Below are 20,099 nucleotides of genomic sequence, written 5' to 3'. Positions count from 1 at the left end.
GGTCTAGCGCGACAAAGTTATAAATAATCGTTGCTTTAACATAATGTAGCTATTAATTTATATTAATAGAGATTACAATAATCTGAATAAAAGAATCATCTAATTGTATTTTGGCATATTTTTGCTGTATATATTTAAATTTTTTCCATAAAATGAAACATCGCCTATTCTATTTGATAAAAACATACGCTTGGTTCTTATTTATCTTTATATTACAGAAACCTATTTTCATGATTTGGCATTATGATTTATATCGTAATGTACCTCTTTCTGATTGGTTTGACGTAATGTATCATGGTTTGCCTTTGGATTTTTCTCTTTCAGCTTATATTCTGGTTATACCTGTATTTATTACTCTTCTGACTGTTTGGGTTCAGGGATGTTGGAGCGAGTTGGTCAGTCGTGTTTATTTTGGAATAATATCGTTAGTGCTATCTATTATATTTATATGTGATATAGAACTATATTCATATTGGGGATTTCGTATGGACGCAACCCCATTGTTTTATTTGAGTTCACCGTCCGATGCAGCAGCTAGTGTCCCATTATTAGTTATGATACTTGTTCCTGTTTGCATCATCTTTTATTTTATGTGTATATGGTTCCTTTTATCTCATTATATAATAAAGAATATGCGCAATTGGCGCTTTTGTAAACATCGTTGGAAGTGTACGATTTCATTTATTTTTGTTTTAGCATTTTTATTTGTTCCTATCCGTGGAGGATTTTCTGTTTCTACGATGAATGTAGGAAAAGTATATTTCAGTTCTAATATTTCGCTGAATCATGCAGCTATCAATCCGGTGTTCAGTTTTATGACATCTCTGTCGAAAGAGAAAGACTTTAAAAGTCAATATCGCTTTATGAACGATGAAAAAGCGGAAGAAATATTTACTTCGTTAAAAGGTGGAGATAATTATTTGCTTGAAGATTCACTTCGGTGGATAAAGACAGATAATCCAGATATTTTGCTGATAATATTGGAGAGTTTTTCGGGGGCAGCTATGGATAGTCTATGTGCCGATGCTCCTGCGGGGATAATGCCTAATCTTACGCAATTAGCAAAGGAGGGATTATTTTTTACTAACTTTTATGCAAACAGTTTTCGTACGGATAGGGGATTAGTTGCTGTTTTGAGCGGATATCCGGCTCAACCGACTACTTCTATTATGAAATATCCGTCAAAATCACAATCATTGCCTGCTATAGCTAAATCTCTTGTTAGAAGGGGCTATGAAACCCAATTTTTGTATGGAGGAGATGCTGATTTTACAAATATGCGTTCTTATTTTATATCTACTGGTTATCAAAGCATTGTTTGTGACGAAGATTTCCCGATTAGTGAGCGTTTGTCGAAATGGGGAGCTAATGATGAAGTGACATTTGATAAATTTTTTAACTTAATAGCAAGTCAGGAATATCATCCTTATATGAAAACTTTTTTGACATTGAGCAGCCATGAGCCTTTTGATGTTCCATATAAAAAATTTGATGATCCATATTTAAATTCGGTAGCTTATACTGATAGTTGCTTAGGTGCTTTCATTACAAAGTTTAAGAAAACTCCGCAGTGGGATAATACATTGGTTATATTAGTTGCAGATCATGCCATGAGATATCCTGCAGGTATTCAAGAAGCTGATATTTTGAGACATCATATACCTATGGTTTGGACAGGCGGTGTGATAAAATCCCCTCGTGTCATATATGATTATGCATCGCAAATTGATATTGCTGCCACGCTTTTAGGACAGTTAGGTATATCTTATGATGATTTTATATTTAGCAAAAACTTGGCTAATCCGAAACAATATAAATTTGCATATTATACATTTAAGGATGGATTTGGTTTTTTGGATGCAGACAATAGAGTGGTTTATGATAATGAGTCAAATAGCATAATAATATCAAAAGGAAAGAGTGTTGAGAGAATAGAAGAGCGGGGTAAAGCCTATTTGCAAAAATTGTATGATGACTTAGGAAACCGCTAAAATCCATTGATAATTTTTAATATTGTTTATAGCGATTATATATCTTTCCAAGAAAAAGATGATTACTGAATAATTATTTTTTTCTTGATATTCGGAGTATTGCATGTATAATATTTATCTATTGTGATACACTGTACATAAGTTGGTCTAAAAGGATAGGAATGTCGTTTGCCGATATTCCTGCGTGGATGAGTTCGTCCGTATCTTGGGAAAAATTATGTAAAAATTTTTCCATGTCGTTATTGTCAGCAGCGACGGATTGTCTATATAATTCTATTGCTTTTCTTATGTTACCTAAAGCGAATTCAACGTGTCCGGCATTCATAAAATCGAGAGTTGAGGGTTTCTCTGACAATATTTTTTCATAATATCTCTGGGCTTGATCACATTTCCCGATTAGGAATGAACACCAAGCAATAGGACGCCAAGCTTTGGAGCTTTTGGGATCGAGATAATCTACTTTAAAATAATGCTTTAAAGCTGCCCCATAGTCTTTCTGTTCCAGATAACAGTGGCCTATGTTCATTTCTATAGATAAATTATCGGGTCGAAGTTTCTCTGCACGATGGTAGTATTCAAGGGCCATCTCAGATTTTTTCAAATTGCGATAACACTGAGCTATACGTCTTATAGTCCAGAAACTTTCTGGATTTATCATTTCTGCTTTAAGATATTCTTCCAGAGCTTCTTCATAATTTCCAGCCATTTGAAGACAATATCCGGTTTTTTGATAAAGCTCACTATTTGAATGGTATCTTGTGGCTAATTCATTAAATATTTCAAGCGCATCGGTATAATATTCTTTTTTGAAATAAAATTCACCGATCAGTTGTAAACTTTCATCGTCAGAAAATACAGGTTTTAGTAGGGGAATATGATACAAATTTAATCCCGTAGAAAAAGGGTCTTTAAATTCATTTTTTCTTGGATGTAATTTAAAAAAACGATATAAGTCTTGGATATACTGATTTGAAATATACTCACCTTTTTTATTTTTTTTCATGAAAGCCTCTTCTTTTTCGAGACTATTCATTTCTGTTCCTTCATTGTTAAATTGTGATATCATCATCTGTCGTTGTGCTTCAGGAACATGTGTCAAACTCAGGCAAAAAGAATATTTGTCTGAATTGCACAAAAAGTGAGACATTCCGATAATTTTTTTGAAATTAGCGTCTGTCCCGTCGTTGGTAAAGACTTGGCTTAAGGCTGTATGTTCAGTTGAAAACGGTAAAAGCCAATTACCTGGTTCATTAAAAAATGCGAAGCTTTTCAAATTGGCAAAAGTGCTCATGAAAATATCAGCACCTTCCATTTGTAAATTAGTAAGCTCTTTTAGCTTGTCTGTAATTCCGGCTTTATCGAGGATGTCCTGCCATTCAGGATTTTTATCTAAAGCATCGATGTCGTTCATCAGCTCTTCAGGCTTTATCTTTTTATATAAAGATGGGCTGATTTTCATCATTTCGGGTAGCAATTCTTCTGTAAATTTTTTTGAAATACGTTCTGTTTCACGGCTTTTGATGAATTGCAGAAAAAGATTACGAGTGTCAGAACAAAATGCTGGATTTTCTTTTAACGAGTCTATTTGTAGGTTGATGGCTGAGGATAAGGAAATACGTTCATTATACATTGACAATGCCATTAATGCTCCGCATAAAGCTCGTAGTCGTATTTCGTCTGAATCGATGTTATAAGCTTCCAATAAAATAGACAATTTACGTTCATCATATCTGTGAAATAGATTTAGTGTCAGGGCGGATATAATGAGAGATGTTATTGTTTCGGGAAATTGTTTATCTAATATGGCATTTTTTATTAATGTACAGTCTTCTTCTGATGCCGGATAATTGGTCCATATGTTTAGGAATAATTCGTTACAATATTTTTCTACATCTTGTTTTAATTTGAATTGTTCTTCTGAACAATTTTCTTGTTCGTCAAGTAAGTGGTTCAATGATAAATTGTTAATAGCATTATCAACTTCAGTAAAGCTTTTTTGAAGTGAATTTTCAGATTGGGTATTGATATATCTTCTGTGGCTGTAGTATAATGAAGATGATTCTCTTTCAAGAAGTCGATCAGTCACCCTATCGGTCAAGTTATAAGTCGATAAGATTAGTTTATCATATATTTTTTTTCTTTCAGGGTCATTAAATCCATCAAGCATGTATTGAATCATGTATTTGTAAGAAGTTTCCATTTCGTTTAGGGATTCAGTTATTTGCCAATCTTGTAGAACGGATATTAACTGGCTCAATAAACCAAATGATTCTTTTAATCTTCTTTCAAAAAGAAATTTATATATATTATTTTGAGTATTAATGATTTCTTTTGTTGTCATTTTTTATTTCTTATGGGATATTTAATTTTTTAATGAGCAGTTTTATCTCTCATTTATATATACCAAATTTTGTGCCAAACTTTTAATATGTCAGTTAAACTTTTATATATAGTATGTTTGTTTTGATTTACTTCATTGATGATAAGTTCCTTTTTCTTTTACTAAAATAACGGATAATTGTGGGTCTTTTCTCATTCGATAACCTAAAGGAGAGAACATTAGTTCAAGGGGATGAGAGCGGTGGGCCCACGTAAGTAAATCTATATCGCTATCCAAATATTTTTTTATGGAGCGATACCACCAAAATGGAAAAGATAAAGCTTTAACGCATTTACTGTTGGCAATTTGTTCAAGAGAATCAGTATAGTGAATGATTTCTTCTTTTGATAGATGACTGGGTTTATCTAAGTCTATGTAGCAAGATGTGTACCATCCGGCATTAGTGAATTTTGCTAATGTCTGCCAATTTTTACTTTCAAGAATAATGCGGTCTTTGTCTATGTTATCTTCAGCTGTATTTTCTTCCAACCAGGCTAACCAATCATCTGCATTGTCTTCAGTTAAATTTTTGACATCAATCCAAATATGTTGTTCAGTAGTAGTTAGTTCTTCAAAATATTCATCAAGAGTAATTCCAAATGTTGTATCTTCATCATGAGTGATATCAGGTATACCGGAATCCCGTAAAACAACGTCAACTTCTATACCGGGATACTTTTCTCCTATTTCATTATATTTTTCCAATGAATCTACACGATGTAACCACATTTTTGAGGGATAATACCATGGATATGAAATAGCAGCTAATAACAGTATTATGATGATACTGCCGAAGAATCCCCAAAAATGAAAATTGCGTACTTTCATAAAATTAACTTAAATTCAGGTATCACCTTTACTTAATTGCTAAAATATGCAGATACCTTTCCAGAATAAATAAGCATAAATATATAATACAAATATAGAGAATTAAGAAATATATTATATTAGGTATTCTGATTATTTGTCAATTTATAAAAAAATTTAGAAGTGAAAGATGTAAAGTGAAGGTTCACTTTTTGGTGTAAAGTTATAAGAGATAAAAAGTATTATTTACTTGAATATGAAACGGGAAATCTTTGTCATTAGAAATTTCACATTTTTGAATAAGCATATTTTTTACTTTATAATTCATTTATAGATTTGTCTGTCGATAACTGAGATATAAGTTCGGGATTGAAAAACTGAAATTATGACGGATTTGTTGAGTTGATATTGTAGAACATTGTATATATCATAAAACTATGACATTTTCATTATCTTTTAGTGTTCCTTTTGTCTTAGTGGGCCATTTATTTTGATCATAAATAATATTTGAAATAGTTCCTAATTGAACAATATCCTATAATCCATAGGTAAAGTTTAAGATAGTTCTGTTATATATCGAAATCTAAAGATATATCTGGTATGGCTGTAAATGTGAAAGCTTCTGGTTACTCTTTTGATTTTGTAGGGAGGCGGAATATAGTATATAGTGTTAAAAAAAGTGTAATTTTTCTCATAATTTGACTTCGATTTAAAGTTATGTTTATATTTTAATGTATATTTGTCACAAAAAGAGAAGGAAATGTACTCTTTTGAAACTTTTATTCTAAAATTTTAAGTGAATTCTAATTTATTGATGGCTTATTTCATTAGATAACAGTATGTGAATGCCTAAATGCTTCAAAGTTGATTTCGTATGTATATGAAGCCTTAATTGTGAATTTTATATTTGTTTATTAATCATGGGAGTAAAGCGAATTTTTATATTGGTGTTATTGGCATGTTTAGGTACATCCCATTACATGTTGGCAAAAAAGAAAAGTACAAAAACTTCTTTAGCGTCAGTTTCTGTATTAAAGATGTCAAATGATAGTACGGAATATAAAAAATTGGTAAAAGATACAAAGACTAAAAAGGGATTATTCGTAACACACTTTTCTAAAGCACATAAACTGTATTTTGAAATTCCAGATACGGCATTTTTTCATACTTATTTGCTTACAAATCGAATTGCAAGTACAAGTAATACTCAGGATTTTGTTGCAGGGCAGATGGTTACGCGACCTTTGCTCATACGTTTGAGCAAGGATGGAAATAATGTATATATACATAAAGTACAAACCGATAATGTTGTTGCAAAAGCAGATCCGATTGCTTCCGCATTTGATAAAAACTTTATGAATCCGGTGCTCAAGGCATTTAAAATTGTTGCAAGGAATGGTAAAAATGTGGTAATAGATGTTTCTTCTTTTTTTGGTGGAAATGAAAAATGTATAAGTCCTTTAAAGCCAGAAAATCCATTAGCAAAGCTATTAGGGAACAGTAAAGCGATAAAAGGAACATTTGTTTCGGATGCTTCGTCTATCACTGAAGTGAAAACTTTTCCTCAAAATATAGAAATAAAAAGTTCTATGTCTTTTACAACTTCACCTTTGAACGAACCGTATACGGTAATTGTTCATCGGTCTTTTTTGTTGTTGCCAGATGAACCTATGAGAATGAGATTGCAAGATAATAGAGTAGGGTATTTTAGTTCAGATCAATCTTTATATACATCATCAAGAGATAAAGTTGAACTTTATACATTTATTCATCGTTGGCGTTTAGAGCCAAAAGAAAAAGAGAAAGAGAAATATTTTAGGGGGGAATTGGTCGAACCTCGTAAACCGATTGTGTTTTATGTAGATAGTGCTTTCCCAGAAAAATGGAGAAAGGTAGTGAAACAAGGCATTGAGGATTGGAATATAGCCTTTGAGGCGGCAGGTTTTAAAAATGCAATAAGAGCTTTGGACTATCCAAAAAATGATCCAAATTTCGATCCCGACGATATGCGTTATAGTTGTGTGAAATATGCTGCGACAACGACAGCTAATGCTATGGGACCAAGTTTTGTGGATCCTCGTAGCGGTGAAATTCTGACGGCTGATGTTATTTGGTATCATAATATTATATCATTATTACATAATTGGCGTTTTACACAAACGGCTGCAGTTGATCCTCGTGTACGTAAATCTGTGTTTGATGATGATGTAATGCAAGAGTCTATGCGTTATGTTGCAGCTCATGAGATAGGGCATACTTTGGGATTGATGCATAATATGGGTGCGAGTTATGCTTTTCCTGTAGATTCTTTGAGAAGTGTAACATTTTCGAATAAATATGGTACGACTCCCAGTATAATGGACTATGCTCGTAATAATTTTATCGCACAGCCTGGTGATTTTGAGCGTGGAGTAAAACTTACTCCTCCAGTTTTAGGCGTCTATGATATTTTTGCGATAAAATGGGGATATAGTATTATTCCTAATGTGGATTCTAAGGAGCAAGAAAAGGATATTTTAGATAAGTGGATTGCTGAAAAGAAAAATGATTCGATGTATGAGTTTGGAGCACAGCAATTTTTTGGCACGATAGACCCTACTGACCAGACTGAAGATTTGGGAGATAACCACATGAAAGCTGGAGATTTGTCAATTAGTAATTTAAAAATTATAATGCAAAATTTGGAAGTTTGGACATTACAGCCAGGACATACTTATGATGCTGTTGCTGATATGTATGCTCAAGTGGTGAAGCAGTATTCTCGCCATTTAGGACATGTGATGCCATATATTGGTGGCGTAAAATTTAAGGAGGTCCGTCAGGGGGAAGGTGAGCCAGCGAAGACTTATTTAGATAAAAAAGTGCAGAAAGAGGCAGTGTTGTGGTTGTTGAATCAGGCTCGTACTTATAATGAATGGCTTACTCCTCCATCTTTAATGTTGAAACTATCTATTGATTTGAATTCGAATGATAAATTGCAGCATGCTATTGTAGGATGTCTTTTGTATCCGGCTAATTTGTATCGTATTAAAGAAAGTGGGTTGGTTGACCCTAAGAATAATTATACACTTGAAAAATATATTAATGAGGTTATCACTGAAATATTTAGAGCTACATATAACGGTGAAAAACTGAATGAAACGGAACAAAATTTACAGACAGCAGCTTTGTCTGTGATTATGGGCTATACGAATCTTATGACGACATCTACGGCAAAGAGTTCGTCAAAATCATTGTCAGATTATCTGGATATCGTTGCTTTAGGGTATGAGCATTCTATTCCTTGTAATTATCCTGATGATTTATTGGGAGAGGGCACAACCTCTTTTTTACGAATCAATTTTGGGTTGCCGACTGTATCGCAAGCAGAAATTGCTCCTATTATGACTGCTAACCTTAAAAGGATACAATCTCTTTATAAGCAGAGAAGAGGGCAAATATCTGATGGACCTACTCGAGATTTTTATGATTATCAAATATTGAGAATTGAAAATTTATTTAAACAGTAATATTTATATAGATGAATGATATGGCAAGAATACTATATATATTCTTACTGAGCTTTTTTTCTTTTAATGTATTGGCTCAGAATACCTTGAGTACATTTACGGTCAAGGGAACAGTAGTGGATACATCTGGAGAGCCGGTGATTGGTGCAACAGTGAAAATCAAGGATACTACAACTGCGACAATAACTGATGTTAATGGTAGTTTCTCAATGTTGGTTTCTGGTAAAGATGTGAAATTAGTGGCTTCATTTATAGGATATCAATCAAAGGAAATTACAGTAAAGAAAGGAGAGACACCTATCCGTTTTGTTTTGGCGGAGGATGCCCAAAATCTTGATGAAGTTGTTATTGTTGGATACGGAACACAAAAAAAATCTTCGTTGACCAGTTCTGTTGAAGTAATCAGAGGAGAGGATCTTTTGCAGATGCCTACTGCAAATCTTGATGAGGCTCTTAATGGACAAGTAGCAGGATTACAGGTTATGTCATCTACTGGAGATCCTAGTTCTGCTAAGGAAGCGGATATTCGTATTCGAGGGGTAATTGGTGCCCCCTTGCTTGTTATTGATGGAGTCCCTCGATTTGGTAATAATACATCGGACGGAGAGATGAGATTATCGGATTTGAATCCGGATGATATAGAAAGTATATCTGTATTAAAAGATGCAGCAGCAGCAGCAGTTTATGGTGCTCGTGCTGCGAATGGAGTTATACTGGTAAAGACAAAGCGTGGTGTCAATGCCAATCAGAAAGTCCGAGTAAATTATCGGGGACAATTTAATTTACAGCAAGCTACGGAGCTTCCAAAATTCCTTGGAGCATATGATTTTGCTCAATTGTATAATACTGCTGTTGAAAATTCAATGAGTGAAAATTATACACAATATACAGAAGAACAGCTGGAAATGATTCGTACCCATTCTAATCCTAATGTATATGGAGATGAAAATTTGTTAGATTATTTAAATAAGTTTGGATATTCGACAATACATAGCTTATCTGTTTCTGGAGGATCTGGATTTATTAAATATTATGTTTCTGGAGGATATACCAATACAAAAGGTTTATATAGTGGAGTTGGTAGAGATAGATATAATTATTCTATAAAATTAGATGCGACTTTACTTAAGGGATTAGTCCTTTCTTTAGATGTAAATGGAAATCGGTCAGAAAACAAAAACACCAGCTATACAACTATTGATGCTGCGTATAGTTATTCTCCATTACAGACATTGAAATTTACGGATGGTTCTCTTGCTAGTTTAAGTGGCAGTAATCCATTGCTTGCTGTTGAGGGGTTGGGAGGTTATATAAAAAATAAGACTAATTTTAATACGATTTCGGCAAATTTGAATTATGAGTTTTCTCGTATTAAAGGGCTTTCGATGTATCTGAGAGCTACTTTTGACAGTAATAACTCGATAGAAAAAAGATTCAATAACCCCACTACTTTGTATCTTTATGATGAGAAAGATGGTTCTTTCTCAGAAGATCCGCTTACGACTTATCCTAAAGCAAAAATTACTTTGGAACAGAGGGATCAATTTGTTGATAATAAATTACTTGAAGCAGGGATTAATTATAGTAGAACATTTGTAGAAAAACATAATGTCTCAGGTATGTTTGTCGCTAATTATCAAGACTATAAAAACTTATATATGGATGGCACAAATAATGATATGCCTGGGGAATATCCTGAAACGATGGGGACTGTTACAGATAGTAGTTTGAGTGGTAATGAGTATTATTATCAGAGAGCCTCTTTTATAGGACGAGCTACTTATGGGTATGATAATCGATATTTTATTGAAGGTAGTTTCCGTATTGATGGGTCTACCAAATTTCATCCAAATAATCGGTGGGGCTTTTTCCCTACGGTTTCGGCTTCTTGGATATTGTCGAATGAACGTTTTTTCAAACAGTGGGACCAACCTGTCATATCAAATATAAAATTCAGGGCATCAACTGGTATCTTAGGTCGTGATGGAGGTATCTCGGATTATGCATATCTTAATAATTATATTTATGTTGTATCGCAAGGATATAATATAAATTCTTCATATAAACCGGGAATTATAATGGATACGAATACTTATCCAAATCCTGATTTAAAATGGGAGAAAAGTAAGGATTATAATATTGCTGCTGACCTTGGTTTATGGGGAAATCGTATTGGAGTGACGTTTGAACACTATTGGAGATACAGGACAAATATGATTACTTCAGCCCCTACTTATTTGTATCCTCCTTCGACTGGGACAAACGGGGTTGTTCCGGAAATGAATTTTGGTAAAGTGAAAACTTGGGGTTGGGATCTTACGCTGACTCATAAAAATACTATTCGTAAAGTCCGGTATGATGTTGCTCTAACTCTTTCTAAAGTAAATGATAGAGTTCTGGATTATGGAGATGAATCTACTGTTACTCCGTCTCTTCGTCGTAAAGGTGGAAATTATATGGTGTGGAAAGTATATGAAGCTGACGGATTGTTTCAATCATATGAAGAAATTATGTCTGCCCCAGATCATGATGGAAATGGAAATGCGTCTATTGCTCCGGGAGATATCCGATATAAAGATCAGGATGGTGATGGCTCTATAACTGAAAATGATCAGATATATGTTAAGAATTCATCTTATCCAGATATGGCTTTTAGTATAAAGTTGGGACTGCAGTATAAGGGCTTTTTCATGAATGCGATGTTTCAAGGAGTATCAGGATACCAGCAAAAAGTTAATGAACTTTATACTCTTGAAAGTGGAAGCTTACCTAGGTTTCAAGAGTATCATTTGAATGATAGTTGGACAGAAAGTAATCCTGGTGCCAATTATCCGAGAGTAAAATTTGCATCTAAGACTGATAATAATAGGAGGGAGTCTACATTCTGGATTAAAGATTGCAATTTTGTCAGGCTTAAAAGTTTGTCAGTGGGATATGGATTACCTGCATCCTTGCTTCGGAAATGGAAAATATCATCATTGAGTATAGCTTTGCAGGGAAGTAATTTATTTACATTGTCTTCTCTTGATAATATGGATCCGGAATCTTTACGAGGATATCCTATTCAGAGGTCTTATGGTGTAACACTTAATTTTGGATTTTAAAGGATGATTGGTTGTTTTGGAAAACTAAAAATATGATTGTAAAGATGAAATCTTATATAATATTAGTATTGGCTTTTGTTATTTTATTGACACAAAATTCATGTTTCAGAGAAGAGCCAAACAATAAGCTTTCTCAAGAGTCTATTTGGAAAAATGAATTATTACTTGATGAATATGTGCTTCCTTGGTATAGGAATATGGACAATGGTTTTTCCACATATGTAACGACAATTATGAAAGGGCTCGGTCGAGAGTATGAACCTTGGTATGGAGATCAAATAACTGTAAGCCGTTCAGACTGGTATAGTGCCGATTATGGAGATATTTTGAAAAGCAATATGGAAGGAATTACAAGACGAGCAAGAACTCGCTGGTCTACTTATTATACTCAAATACAGTCTATAAACTTATTGTTAGAGAATGAGAAAGAAATTGCGGATGGAGAACATAAAACAAGAGTGTTGGGGGAGGCTCATTTTTTTAGGGCTTATTATTATTATATGCTTCTCCGTAATTATGGTGGTCCGTTATTGATTAAAAATACGTATGATCCGTTGCGTGACAATAAGAAATTTCCTCGGGCGTCTTATGAAGAGACGGTAAATTATATTGTGTCAGAAGCTCGAATTGCTGCTGGATTATTACAACCAGCAGAAAATAGTGATGTTGGAAGAGCAAATAAAGGGGTTGCTTTGATGTTAATTGCAAAGACATATTTTTGGGCATCTGGAAGTAAATTTCAAAATCAAACCAAAGAATATTTAGGCTTTCCTGATGACCGATCTGATGCGATGATGACCGAGGCTGCAAAAGCCTATGATGAATTGATGAAATTGAATTATGGACTTGTACAGATTAATGCAACGACAAAAGATGAAATCGTATCCCAATATAGGAATATTTTTTTGACAAAGAATACTACTGAGTCTATTTGGGAGATTCAGCATTCGGATGATGGTAATTTTGATACAGGATTTGGGCATAAGTTAGATAGAGATGCTGCAGCTCCATCTTTTGGCGGAACTTATGCAGCTTATGTTCCTACTCAGAATCATGTAAATGAATATCGTACGATTACGGGGAAAACAATTACAGAAGCAGGTACGGATTATGACCCTGCAAATCCATATGAAAATCGAGATTATCGCTTTTATGCAAATATATTATATGATGGTTGTAGTTTTAAAAGCCATACGATGGATATTCACTATACTAAAGTTGATGGTACAGAGATTCCAGGGGAAGATTTGGTTAAGTATGGCTCGTCAACCACAGCTACATTTACAAAGACTGGTTATTATTTGGGAAAGTTTGTAAGAGAATCTCAGAAGATAGATAATGACGAAGTGTATGCAAGTAGCCAGAATTGTATTATTTGGCGTTATGCTGAAGTCTTGTTGGATTATGCTGAAATTGATTTTAAACAGGGACGGGTTGGCGATGCAAAGGAAAAATTGAATCAGATACGACGTCGGGTGCATATGCCAGAATATAATACTGTTACTTGGGATGATATTGTCAATGAACGTAGAGTGGAATTGGCTTTTGAAAAGTCAACATATTGGGATTTTCTACGTTGGGGAAATGCTGAAGAGAAGATGACCGGAACTACAAATCCTTTGAAAGGTATAAAGATTGTAAAAGAAGAAGGTAAGCCGACTACTTATACAGAAACAATTGTAAATGGAAAAAATTCAAAGATGAGACTTTTCAGGGCTATACAATATTTTCAGCCGATACCTTGGGATGAGATTAGATATCATGGGATTGAACAAAATCCGGATTGGAAAGAAATGTAAATTGATTCGATTAATAAATTTAAAAATTGATGTGTTATGAAAAGATTATTACTAACAGTGACGTGTTTGGGGTTATTGATGACTGTGCATGCACAGTATAATGTGTTTGATGCTGCTGACGTTGATGAACAGGGGTGGCTCTGGTTTGATAGTCAAGCAAAAATTGACAAGTATGTCGGATTGGAGGGCTCTGGCAAATTAATAGAAATGATTGCAGCCGATTATGAACCGTTTGAAGATGATGAGGCTTCTGCAGATTTTGTGGGAGCAGGTACGGATGGTAATGAAGGAGGTCCTGAAGCTAAGAAGGGAGCCATAAAATTAGTGGAAGGACAAACATCAGGTTCTTCTGATGGTGGAGGGATTTATATGAAAATATCGGACTGTGTTGAGTTTAGTTTATTTTTGTCTTCGGAAGGAAGAATGGCCCCGGGTGTATATCGAGGAGAATGGTCTGATATATTGGGCGATTTCGCTTTGGTTAAGGGATATATGCCTACAGCTTGGACTCAATTAAGTAAGGCAGGTCAATATACATGGAACAATATTCAGGAACTGTCCAATGCTAATACGGGTGCCACTATTGGTTCAGAAGGTGATGTTGCCGTTTATATTAAAAATCAAGGTACGAGTCCTTTATTTATTCATGGTATAAAATTGCTTTCTTCTAAGTTGTCGGGAATGGAAACTTCGACAAAGGATAAGCATCTGGAAATTTTGTTTGATGGTACAACTATACGATTGGAAGAGAAAGCAGAAATAAATGTTTATGATTCGAAAGGAGCACTTGTATGCGCAGCAACAGCATCCGGACTTTCGACCCAGGGATTGGCTCAAGGGGTGTATATTGTAAAAGCTCATAATGAAAAAGCTCAAAATGTATTGAAAATTGTCGTACGATAAAATATAAATCTGGCACAGTTTTTATAAAACAATATAAAACTGTGCCAGATTTGTATTTATAGGGATTTCACGCTCAAAAAATAGATATGAAAAATCTTTTATTATTCATTTTATTCTTGTTTTTAGAAAGTTTTCTAATCATGAAAGCTGCAGATAAGAATAAAGGTGATTTTAGCAATTTGGTAGTATTTTTACGTTTTGCAGATGAGGATGAAGAAGTATTTGAGAATACATTTTCTTATTATGAGAAAATGTTTAATAATTCAGAAGTTGGTGCTAATTCTGTATATAATTATTTTAAAGAAGCATCATACAATCAACTTTTTTGGTCTAGCGTTTTTTATCCGAAGGCATCAGATAGTGGGCGTATAATCTCTTATCAGGCGAAAAATAATAGAGCGTATTATAGAAAATATTCCAGTATTAATCCGGAAGGCTATGCCGATGATGTGTTAGGTGTAAATAAGCTTACGAGAGAGCAAAATCTTGTAAAAGAACTTTCTGATGCATTAGCAGATATCGTTCCGCCTAATGAGATAATTGATGCGGATGATAATGGAATAGTCGATAATTTATGTATTATTGTAAGTGGTCGTTCAGAAATAGGTAATACTCATTTGTTGTGGCCTCATCGCTCAACACTTTATACTAAGGATGGAATAATTCAAGGGAAAAAGGTAAATGAGTACATAATGCTTTTTGATGATGCGAATGGTTTTGGTTCTACTGTAACCCCTTTGAAGATAAATACGGGTGTTTTATGTCATGAAATGTCTCATACATTGGGAACTTATGATTTGTATCATGAGAATGTTCGTACAGATTTAAATCCTGTAGGAGTTTGGGACTTAATGTCTGATAATATGGAGGTTCCACAACATATGAGTGCGTATACCAAATATAAATATTGTAAGTGGATTGACGAAATACCTCAAATTTCTGTTCCGGGAAAATATGTACTTAATCCAGTCGGTGGAACATCGAATGAAAATGTAGCATATAAAATACAGCCTACTGGTTCGGATGAATATTTTATTTTAGAATATCGAAGTAAGACTAATGGTACATTTGATAAAAATTTGCCGGGATCAGGATTGTTAATTTATAGAGTAAATCCGTATTATACTGGGAATAATGCTTATGATGGTAGTAGCAAGTACGATGAACTCTATCTTTTCAGACCGGGGGGAACGACAGTTACAGATGGTAAAATAGAAGAAGCATTTTTTAGCCGAGAAAGTGGACGTACAGCTTTTGGTGGTGATGCCGAATATAAACCGTTCTATACTAATGGAGAGGAGGCCCGTTTTGCAATAGGTAATGTATCTTCTTGCGGAGAGACAATAGAGTTTGAGTTGTTTCCTCTTGCATCGCGTATTTATTTACCTCAATCAAAGGTTTCTTTGCCAGGGAATGCAGATAAAACGACGCAAGTAATTTTGGAAGCTGATATTGCTTGGCAAATTCTTACGATACCTGATTGGCTTGATGTTTTTCCCAAACAGGGTAAAGCTGGAAAATCTGTGATTACGATTGTAACAAAAAGTGAGAATAGTACAATGGTTCCCCGGTCGACAGAGTTAAAAATAGAAGGAGTGTCTGCTTCTGATGTATATGCAATGCTTTCTGTGATTCAAAATTCGGGAATGATACAACCACCTTCAGAAGTAAAGGCAACTCTAAATGGAGCATCTGTAGAATTAGTTTGGAAGGCTCCGGTTTCTGGTGTGACTGTATTACATGAAGATTTTGAATCGGAGTCATCAATGGCGTACTGGGAAATAAAGAAAGATTCTCAAAATCCGGCAGGATGGGTAAGAACAGAATCGGATAAGTATACTGAAGTTTATAATGGGAGTTTTGCCATGCGTTTGAATAGTGATATGTCTGATATGCATCAAGATGAATGGTTTATTTCTCCTGTTTTTGCAAAAGGTGCAAAGTTGGTATTTTATTCTAAATCATTGGCTCCGCAGAAGAATAATTCTCATAATTTTTATTATGTGTTGGTGAGTTCTGATGGAGGAGAGAGTTGGAAAACTGTTTATGATCTTAAGACTCAAGGTACGGTAGTAAATAAGTATGAGAAAATAACTGTTGACTTAATACCATATATTTCAGATAATATGAAAGTTGCTTTTAGAGCATATGATGATAATAATGGAGGATTGGCGTATTGGTGGATTATTGATGGTGTGGAGGTATATCCGGAAGCTGATTCATATGTAATAACTGGATATGAAATTTTCCGCAATGGAGTCAAGATCGGAACTTCAACAGAATGTATATTTACGGATAATATGCCTGTTGAGGGTGAGAATAAGTATACGGTTAAGGCTTTAGGAGATTTTGGAGAAACAGGGGAGTCTGAAGAATGCATTTTTAATTATTCAGTTTCTTCTATAAATAAAATTACAGATTCTTTTGCAAGTGTATATTATTCAATTCAATCACAACAGCTTAAAATAATGAATAAAGATGTACATAAGATTGAATTGCTGAACGCTGCAGGTGTTCCAGTGAAGAGGATTTTGGATGTGGCTAAAGATGGTAGTTTTTATATTGGAGATTTGACTTCTGGAGTATATTTTGTCCGACTTATTTTTGATAATGGAGAATTTGAAGTTACTAAAATAGCGAAATCGAATTAATCATCTTTTGGGCAGAGGGGTTCCGATATAAAAAATGAAGGAGCTCCTTTGTTTTCCATTGGAAAACGGAATCAATACATATTTTTTTCATTTTGAATATCTATTTCTCACCGATATAGATAGAACATACACCGAAAGTTAATTTTTTGTATTTGGTATTTTTGAATCCTGCGTCATGAAATACTTTTAGCATATTGTTTCCTTGAGGAACACCTTTTATAGATTTGGGCAAATAAGTATAAGCCTTTTTATCTTTAGATAAAAATCTTCCTAATATAGGAATAATGTAACCAGAATATAAATGATAAAGTTGTCGAAAAGGAAATTTTTCAGGAGTAGATAGTTCGATAACTAATAATACACCTCCGGGTCGTAAAACACGGTACATTTCACTGAATCCTTTATCAAGATCTTCAAAGTTTCGTACGCCATATGCTACAGTTATAGCATCGAATTGTTCATTTTTGTAGGTAAGATGTAGGCAATCTTGATTTTCAAAAATGATATTCTCCCAAGACTTGAGATTAGTAGCTTTTTTTCGGGCTATTTGGAGCATACCTTCCGACAAATCAGCACCTGTTATTTTTTTTGGATTCAATACCTGATTCATAAGGAATACCAGATCTCCTGTACCGGTAGCAATATCTAATATTTGTTGAGGAGCATAATGCCGTAACATATTTACAGCAGTTTTGCGCCATCTCTTATCTATGCCCCAAGTCATTGTTCTATTGAGTAGGTCATAAGCCGGAGCAATAGAATCGAACATTTTTCGTACTTGTGTACTCTTTTTATCTTCTTTGTTATATGGAAGTATAGATTCTGCTTTGTATTTAGTCATTGTTTAATGATAAAAGAGGAGATTTAGTAAGCATATGGTTCAAAAAACTTTTTTGAACCATATGCTTGTTTTAAAGTTTATTTCCGGTTGTTTAGAAATTCAATTACGTTTTTTTCAATACGAGCAGCTAAATTGTCTGTGTCAGCTTTTATGAATTTTTCACCGACAATATGTTCATACAATTCTATATATCGTTCTGCCACACTATTACAATATTCTTCAGTCATTTCTGGAATCTTTTGTCCTGTTTTTCCTTGGAATCCATTTTGGATAAGCCATTGACGTACAAATTCTTTGGATAATTGCCGTTGTTCCTCACCTTTGACAAATCTTTCTTCATAACCTTCAGCGTAGAAATAGCGGGAAGAATCTGGTGTGTGAATTTCATCAATTAAAATGATTTTACCATCTTTCTTACCGAATTCATACTTAGTGTCAACTAATATCAATCCTTTTTCTGCCGCTATTTCTGTCCCTCTCAGGAAAAGGGCTTGTGTATATTTTTCTAATTGTTCGTAATCGCTTTTTGATACTAATCCTTGGGCAATAATCTCTTCTTTGGAGATATTCTCATCATGGCCTTCGTCTGCCTTAGTCGTAGGTGTAATAATAGGAGTTGGAAATTTTTGATTTTCTTTCATACCTTCAGGCAATTGTATGCCACATAGGTTTCTTTCTCCTGATTTATAAGCACGCCAAGCACTACCAGTAAGATATCCACGAATGACCATTTCTACTTTGAAAGGTTCGCAACGGACACCAATTGTTACCATAGGATCAGGAGTAGCAAGCTTCCAATTTGGTACAATATCGGCTGTAGCATCCAAAAATTTAGCTGCAATTTGGTTTAATACCTGACCTTTATAGGGAATTCCTTTGGGAAGAATTACATCAAAAGCAGAAATTCGGTCACTGGCTACCATCACGAGCAATTCATCGTTGATGTTATATACATCCCGTACCTTTCCATGGTAGACTCCTTTTTGACCAGGGAAATTGAAGTCAGTTTTTACTAAAGCATTTTTCATTTCTGTAATACTTATATTATAAATTAGTTTGTTATATTATTGTTTTTTCCACTTATCTCTGCTGATCTGAGAGCCTTTTTCTTTTCATCATATTTTTCATAAGCCTCTACGATTCTCTGTACTAATTTATGGCGGACAATATCTTTTTTATTAAATTCTATTCGTCCTATACCATGTACCCCTTTTAGAATTTGTAACGCTTGGATGAGTCCTGATGATTGTGAAACAGGCAGGTCGATTTGGGTCATATCTCCTGTTATTACCATTTTAGCATTCAGCCCTAATCTGGTTAGAAACATTTTTATTTGGTGAGGTGTGGTATTTTGAGCTTCGTCCAGGATAATTATAGCATCACTAAGAGTTCGTCCACGCATAAATGCTAAGGGGGCTATTTGTATGACATTATTATCCATATGTTCTTTAAGCTTTGCCGTAGGTATCATATCTTGTAACGCGTCATAAAGGGGTTGCAAATAAGGATCTATTTTGTCTTTCATGTCTCCGGGTAGAAATCCTAATTTCTCTCCGGCTTCTACAGCGGGACGGCTTAAAATAATCTTTTTTACTTCCTTATTTTTTAATGCTCGTACAGCTAATGCTATAGCAACATAGGTTTTTCCTGAACCGGCTGGGCCTAAAGCGAATACTAAATCATTGGATTCGAAAGCCTTTACTAGTTTTTGTTGATTTTCAGTACGAGCAACGATAGGTTTTCCATTTACACCGTGTATAATAAGATGGTCTTGCTTTATTTCTATCGGGGCATTGCCTTTAATAATATCGGTTATGATTTCTTCATTTAATAGGTTGTATTCAGTACAATATTTCTCAAGCTCTTTTATCTTCTGTTCAAATATGGCCGTTTCGTTTTCGTCTCCGATAACTTTTAATACATGGCCACGCGCCATTAGTCTAAGTTTTGGAAAAAGTGTCTTGATAAGTTGCATATTACAATTATTCACACCGTAAAATACAACAGGGTCGATGTTTTCTAAAATGATTACTCTTTCGATCATTTAGTATTTGCTACTTTGTCTATTTTAATAAAGTTTTATATATCAGTAGGTTATATATGTATTTTATCCT

Annotated in this window: 11 protein-coding genes; 6 read left to right on the top strand and 5 right to left on the bottom strand. The window is 34.2% G+C overall.

Features of this window, described 5'->3' with window-relative positions:
- The first annotated feature begins 152 nt into the window (after window positions 1-152).
- Window positions 153-1,991 carry an LTA synthase family protein gene (locus tag BN2628_RS06770; protein ID WP_044229455.1) on the top strand — a complete coding sequence of 613 codons (1,839 nt, stop codon included), beginning with the start codon at window positions 153-155 and terminating at the stop codon, window positions 1,989-1,991.
- A gap of 118 nt (window positions 1,992-2,109) precedes the next feature.
- Here the strand turns inward: BN2628_RS06770 and BN2628_RS06765 are convergent, their stop codons facing one another.
- Window positions 2,110-4,332 carry a tetratricopeptide repeat protein gene (locus tag BN2628_RS06765; protein ID WP_044229458.1) on the bottom strand — a complete coding sequence of 741 codons (2,223 nt, stop codon included), beginning with the start codon at window positions 4,330-4,332 and terminating at the stop codon, window positions 2,110-2,112.
- Window positions 4,333-4,464: 132 nt separating this feature from the next.
- Window positions 4,465-5,199 (bottom strand): hypothetical protein, encoded by a 735-nt coding sequence (locus BN2628_RS06760; RefSeq protein WP_052431537.1) that lies wholly within the window; start codon window positions 5,197-5,199, stop codon window positions 4,465-4,467.
- An 899-nt stretch (window positions 5,200-6,098) separates the two neighbouring features.
- Here BN2628_RS06760 and BN2628_RS06755 point away from each other — a divergent pair.
- The 5 genes from BN2628_RS06755 (at window position 6,099) to BN2628_RS06735 (ending at window position 17,144) form a co-directional block, all read left to right on the top strand.
- Complete coding sequence (locus BN2628_RS06755; RefSeq protein WP_052431538.1) at window positions 6,099-8,687, top strand: zinc-dependent metalloprotease; 2,589 nt, start codon at window positions 6,099-6,101, stop codon at window positions 8,685-8,687.
- 20 nt (window positions 8,688-8,707) lie between these two features.
- Complete coding sequence (locus BN2628_RS06750; RefSeq protein WP_044229568.1) at window positions 8,708-11,791, top strand: SusC/RagA family TonB-linked outer membrane protein; 3,084 nt, start codon at window positions 8,708-8,710, stop codon at window positions 11,789-11,791.
- Between the two features lie 44 nt (window positions 11,792-11,835).
- Window positions 11,836-13,590 (top strand): RagB/SusD family nutrient uptake outer membrane protein, encoded by a 1,755-nt coding sequence (locus tag BN2628_RS06745; RefSeq protein WP_044229570.1) that lies wholly within the window; start codon window positions 11,836-11,838, stop codon window positions 13,588-13,590.
- Between the two features lie 36 nt (window positions 13,591-13,626).
- The gene (locus BN2628_RS06740) at window positions 13,627-14,493 is read left to right on the top strand and encodes a T9SS type A sorting domain-containing protein (RefSeq protein ID WP_154668414.1); all 867 of its coding nucleotides are present in this window, start codon (window positions 13,627-13,629) and stop codon (window positions 14,491-14,493) included.
- A gap of 86 nt (window positions 14,494-14,579) precedes the next feature.
- Window positions 14,580-17,144, top strand: a complete 2,565-nt coding sequence (locus BN2628_RS06735; RefSeq protein WP_044229465.1) for a M6 family metalloprotease domain-containing protein — start codon at window positions 14,580-14,582, stop codon at window positions 17,142-17,144.
- A 100-nt stretch (window positions 17,145-17,244) separates the two neighbouring features.
- Here the strand turns inward: BN2628_RS06735 and ubiE are convergent, their stop codons facing one another.
- The 3 genes from ubiE to BN2628_RS06720 all read right to left on the bottom strand — a co-directional run bounded on the left by ubiE (window position 17,245) and on the right by BN2628_RS06720 (window position 20,029).
- Window positions 17,245-17,985: a bifunctional demethylmenaquinone methyltransferase/2-methoxy-6-polyprenyl-1,4-benzoquinol methylase UbiE gene (gene ubiE / locus BN2628_RS06730; protein WP_044229468.1), complete on the bottom strand. Its 741-nt coding sequence runs from the start codon at window positions 17,983-17,985 to the stop codon at window positions 17,245-17,247.
- A 77-nt stretch (window positions 17,986-18,062) separates the two neighbouring features.
- Complete coding sequence (locus BN2628_RS06725) at window positions 18,063-19,013, bottom strand: phosphoribosylaminoimidazolesuccinocarboxamide synthase (protein WP_044229472.1); 951 nt, start codon at window positions 19,011-19,013, stop codon at window positions 18,063-18,065.
- A 23-nt stretch (window positions 19,014-19,036) separates the two neighbouring features.
- Window positions 19,037-20,029: a PhoH family protein gene (locus tag BN2628_RS06720; protein ID WP_055096580.1), complete on the bottom strand. Its 993-nt coding sequence runs from the start codon at window positions 20,027-20,029 to the stop codon at window positions 19,037-19,039.
- Window positions 20,030-20,099: the final 70 nt, after the last annotated feature.

It is taken from the genome of Gabonia massiliensis, assembly GCF_001403595.1.
In the GTDB taxonomy this organism is placed as follows: Bacteria; Bacteroidota; Bacteroidia; order Bacteroidales; family Coprobacteraceae; genus Coprobacter; species Coprobacter secundus.
This window is presented reverse-complemented; position numbering and strand designations above follow the sequence as displayed.

Excerpts from the sequence above, each read along its gene's own strand:
- BN2628_RS06740 (WP_154668414.1), top strand. The coding sequence starts at position 13,627 with ATGAAAAGATTATTACTAACAGTGACGTGTTTGGGGTTATTGATGACT.
- BN2628_RS06765 (WP_044229458.1), bottom strand. The coding sequence starts at position 4,332 with ATGACAACAAAAGAAATCATTAATACTCAAAATAATATATATAAATTT.
- ubiE (WP_044229468.1), bottom strand. The coding sequence starts at position 17,985 with ATGACTAAATACAAAGCAGAATCTATACTTCCATATAACAAAGAAGAT.
- BN2628_RS06745 (WP_044229570.1), top strand. The coding sequence starts at position 11,836 with ATGAAATCTTATATAATATTAGTATTGGCTTTTGTTATTTTATTGACA.
- BN2628_RS06735 (WP_044229465.1), top strand. The coding sequence starts at position 14,580 with ATGAAAAATCTTTTATTATTCATTTTATTCTTGTTTTTAGAAAGTTTT.
- BN2628_RS06750 (WP_044229568.1), top strand. The coding sequence starts at position 8,708 with ATGGCAAGAATACTATATATATTCTTACTGAGCTTTTTTTCTTTTAAT.
- BN2628_RS06720 (WP_055096580.1), bottom strand. The coding sequence starts at position 20,029 with ATGATCGAAAGAGTAATCATTTTAGAAAACATCGACCCTGTTGTATTT.
- BN2628_RS06725 (WP_044229472.1), bottom strand. The coding sequence starts at position 19,013 with ATGAAAAATGCTTTAGTAAAAACTGACTTCAATTTCCCTGGTCAAAAA.
- BN2628_RS06755 (WP_052431538.1), top strand. The coding sequence starts at position 6,099 with ATGGGAGTAAAGCGAATTTTTATATTGGTGTTATTGGCATGTTTAGGT.
- BN2628_RS06770 (WP_044229455.1), top strand. The coding sequence starts at position 153 with ATGAAACATCGCCTATTCTATTTGATAAAAACATACGCTTGGTTCTTA.
- BN2628_RS06760 (WP_052431537.1), bottom strand. The coding sequence starts at position 5,199 with ATGAAAGTACGCAATTTTCATTTTTGGGGATTCTTCGGCAGTATCATC.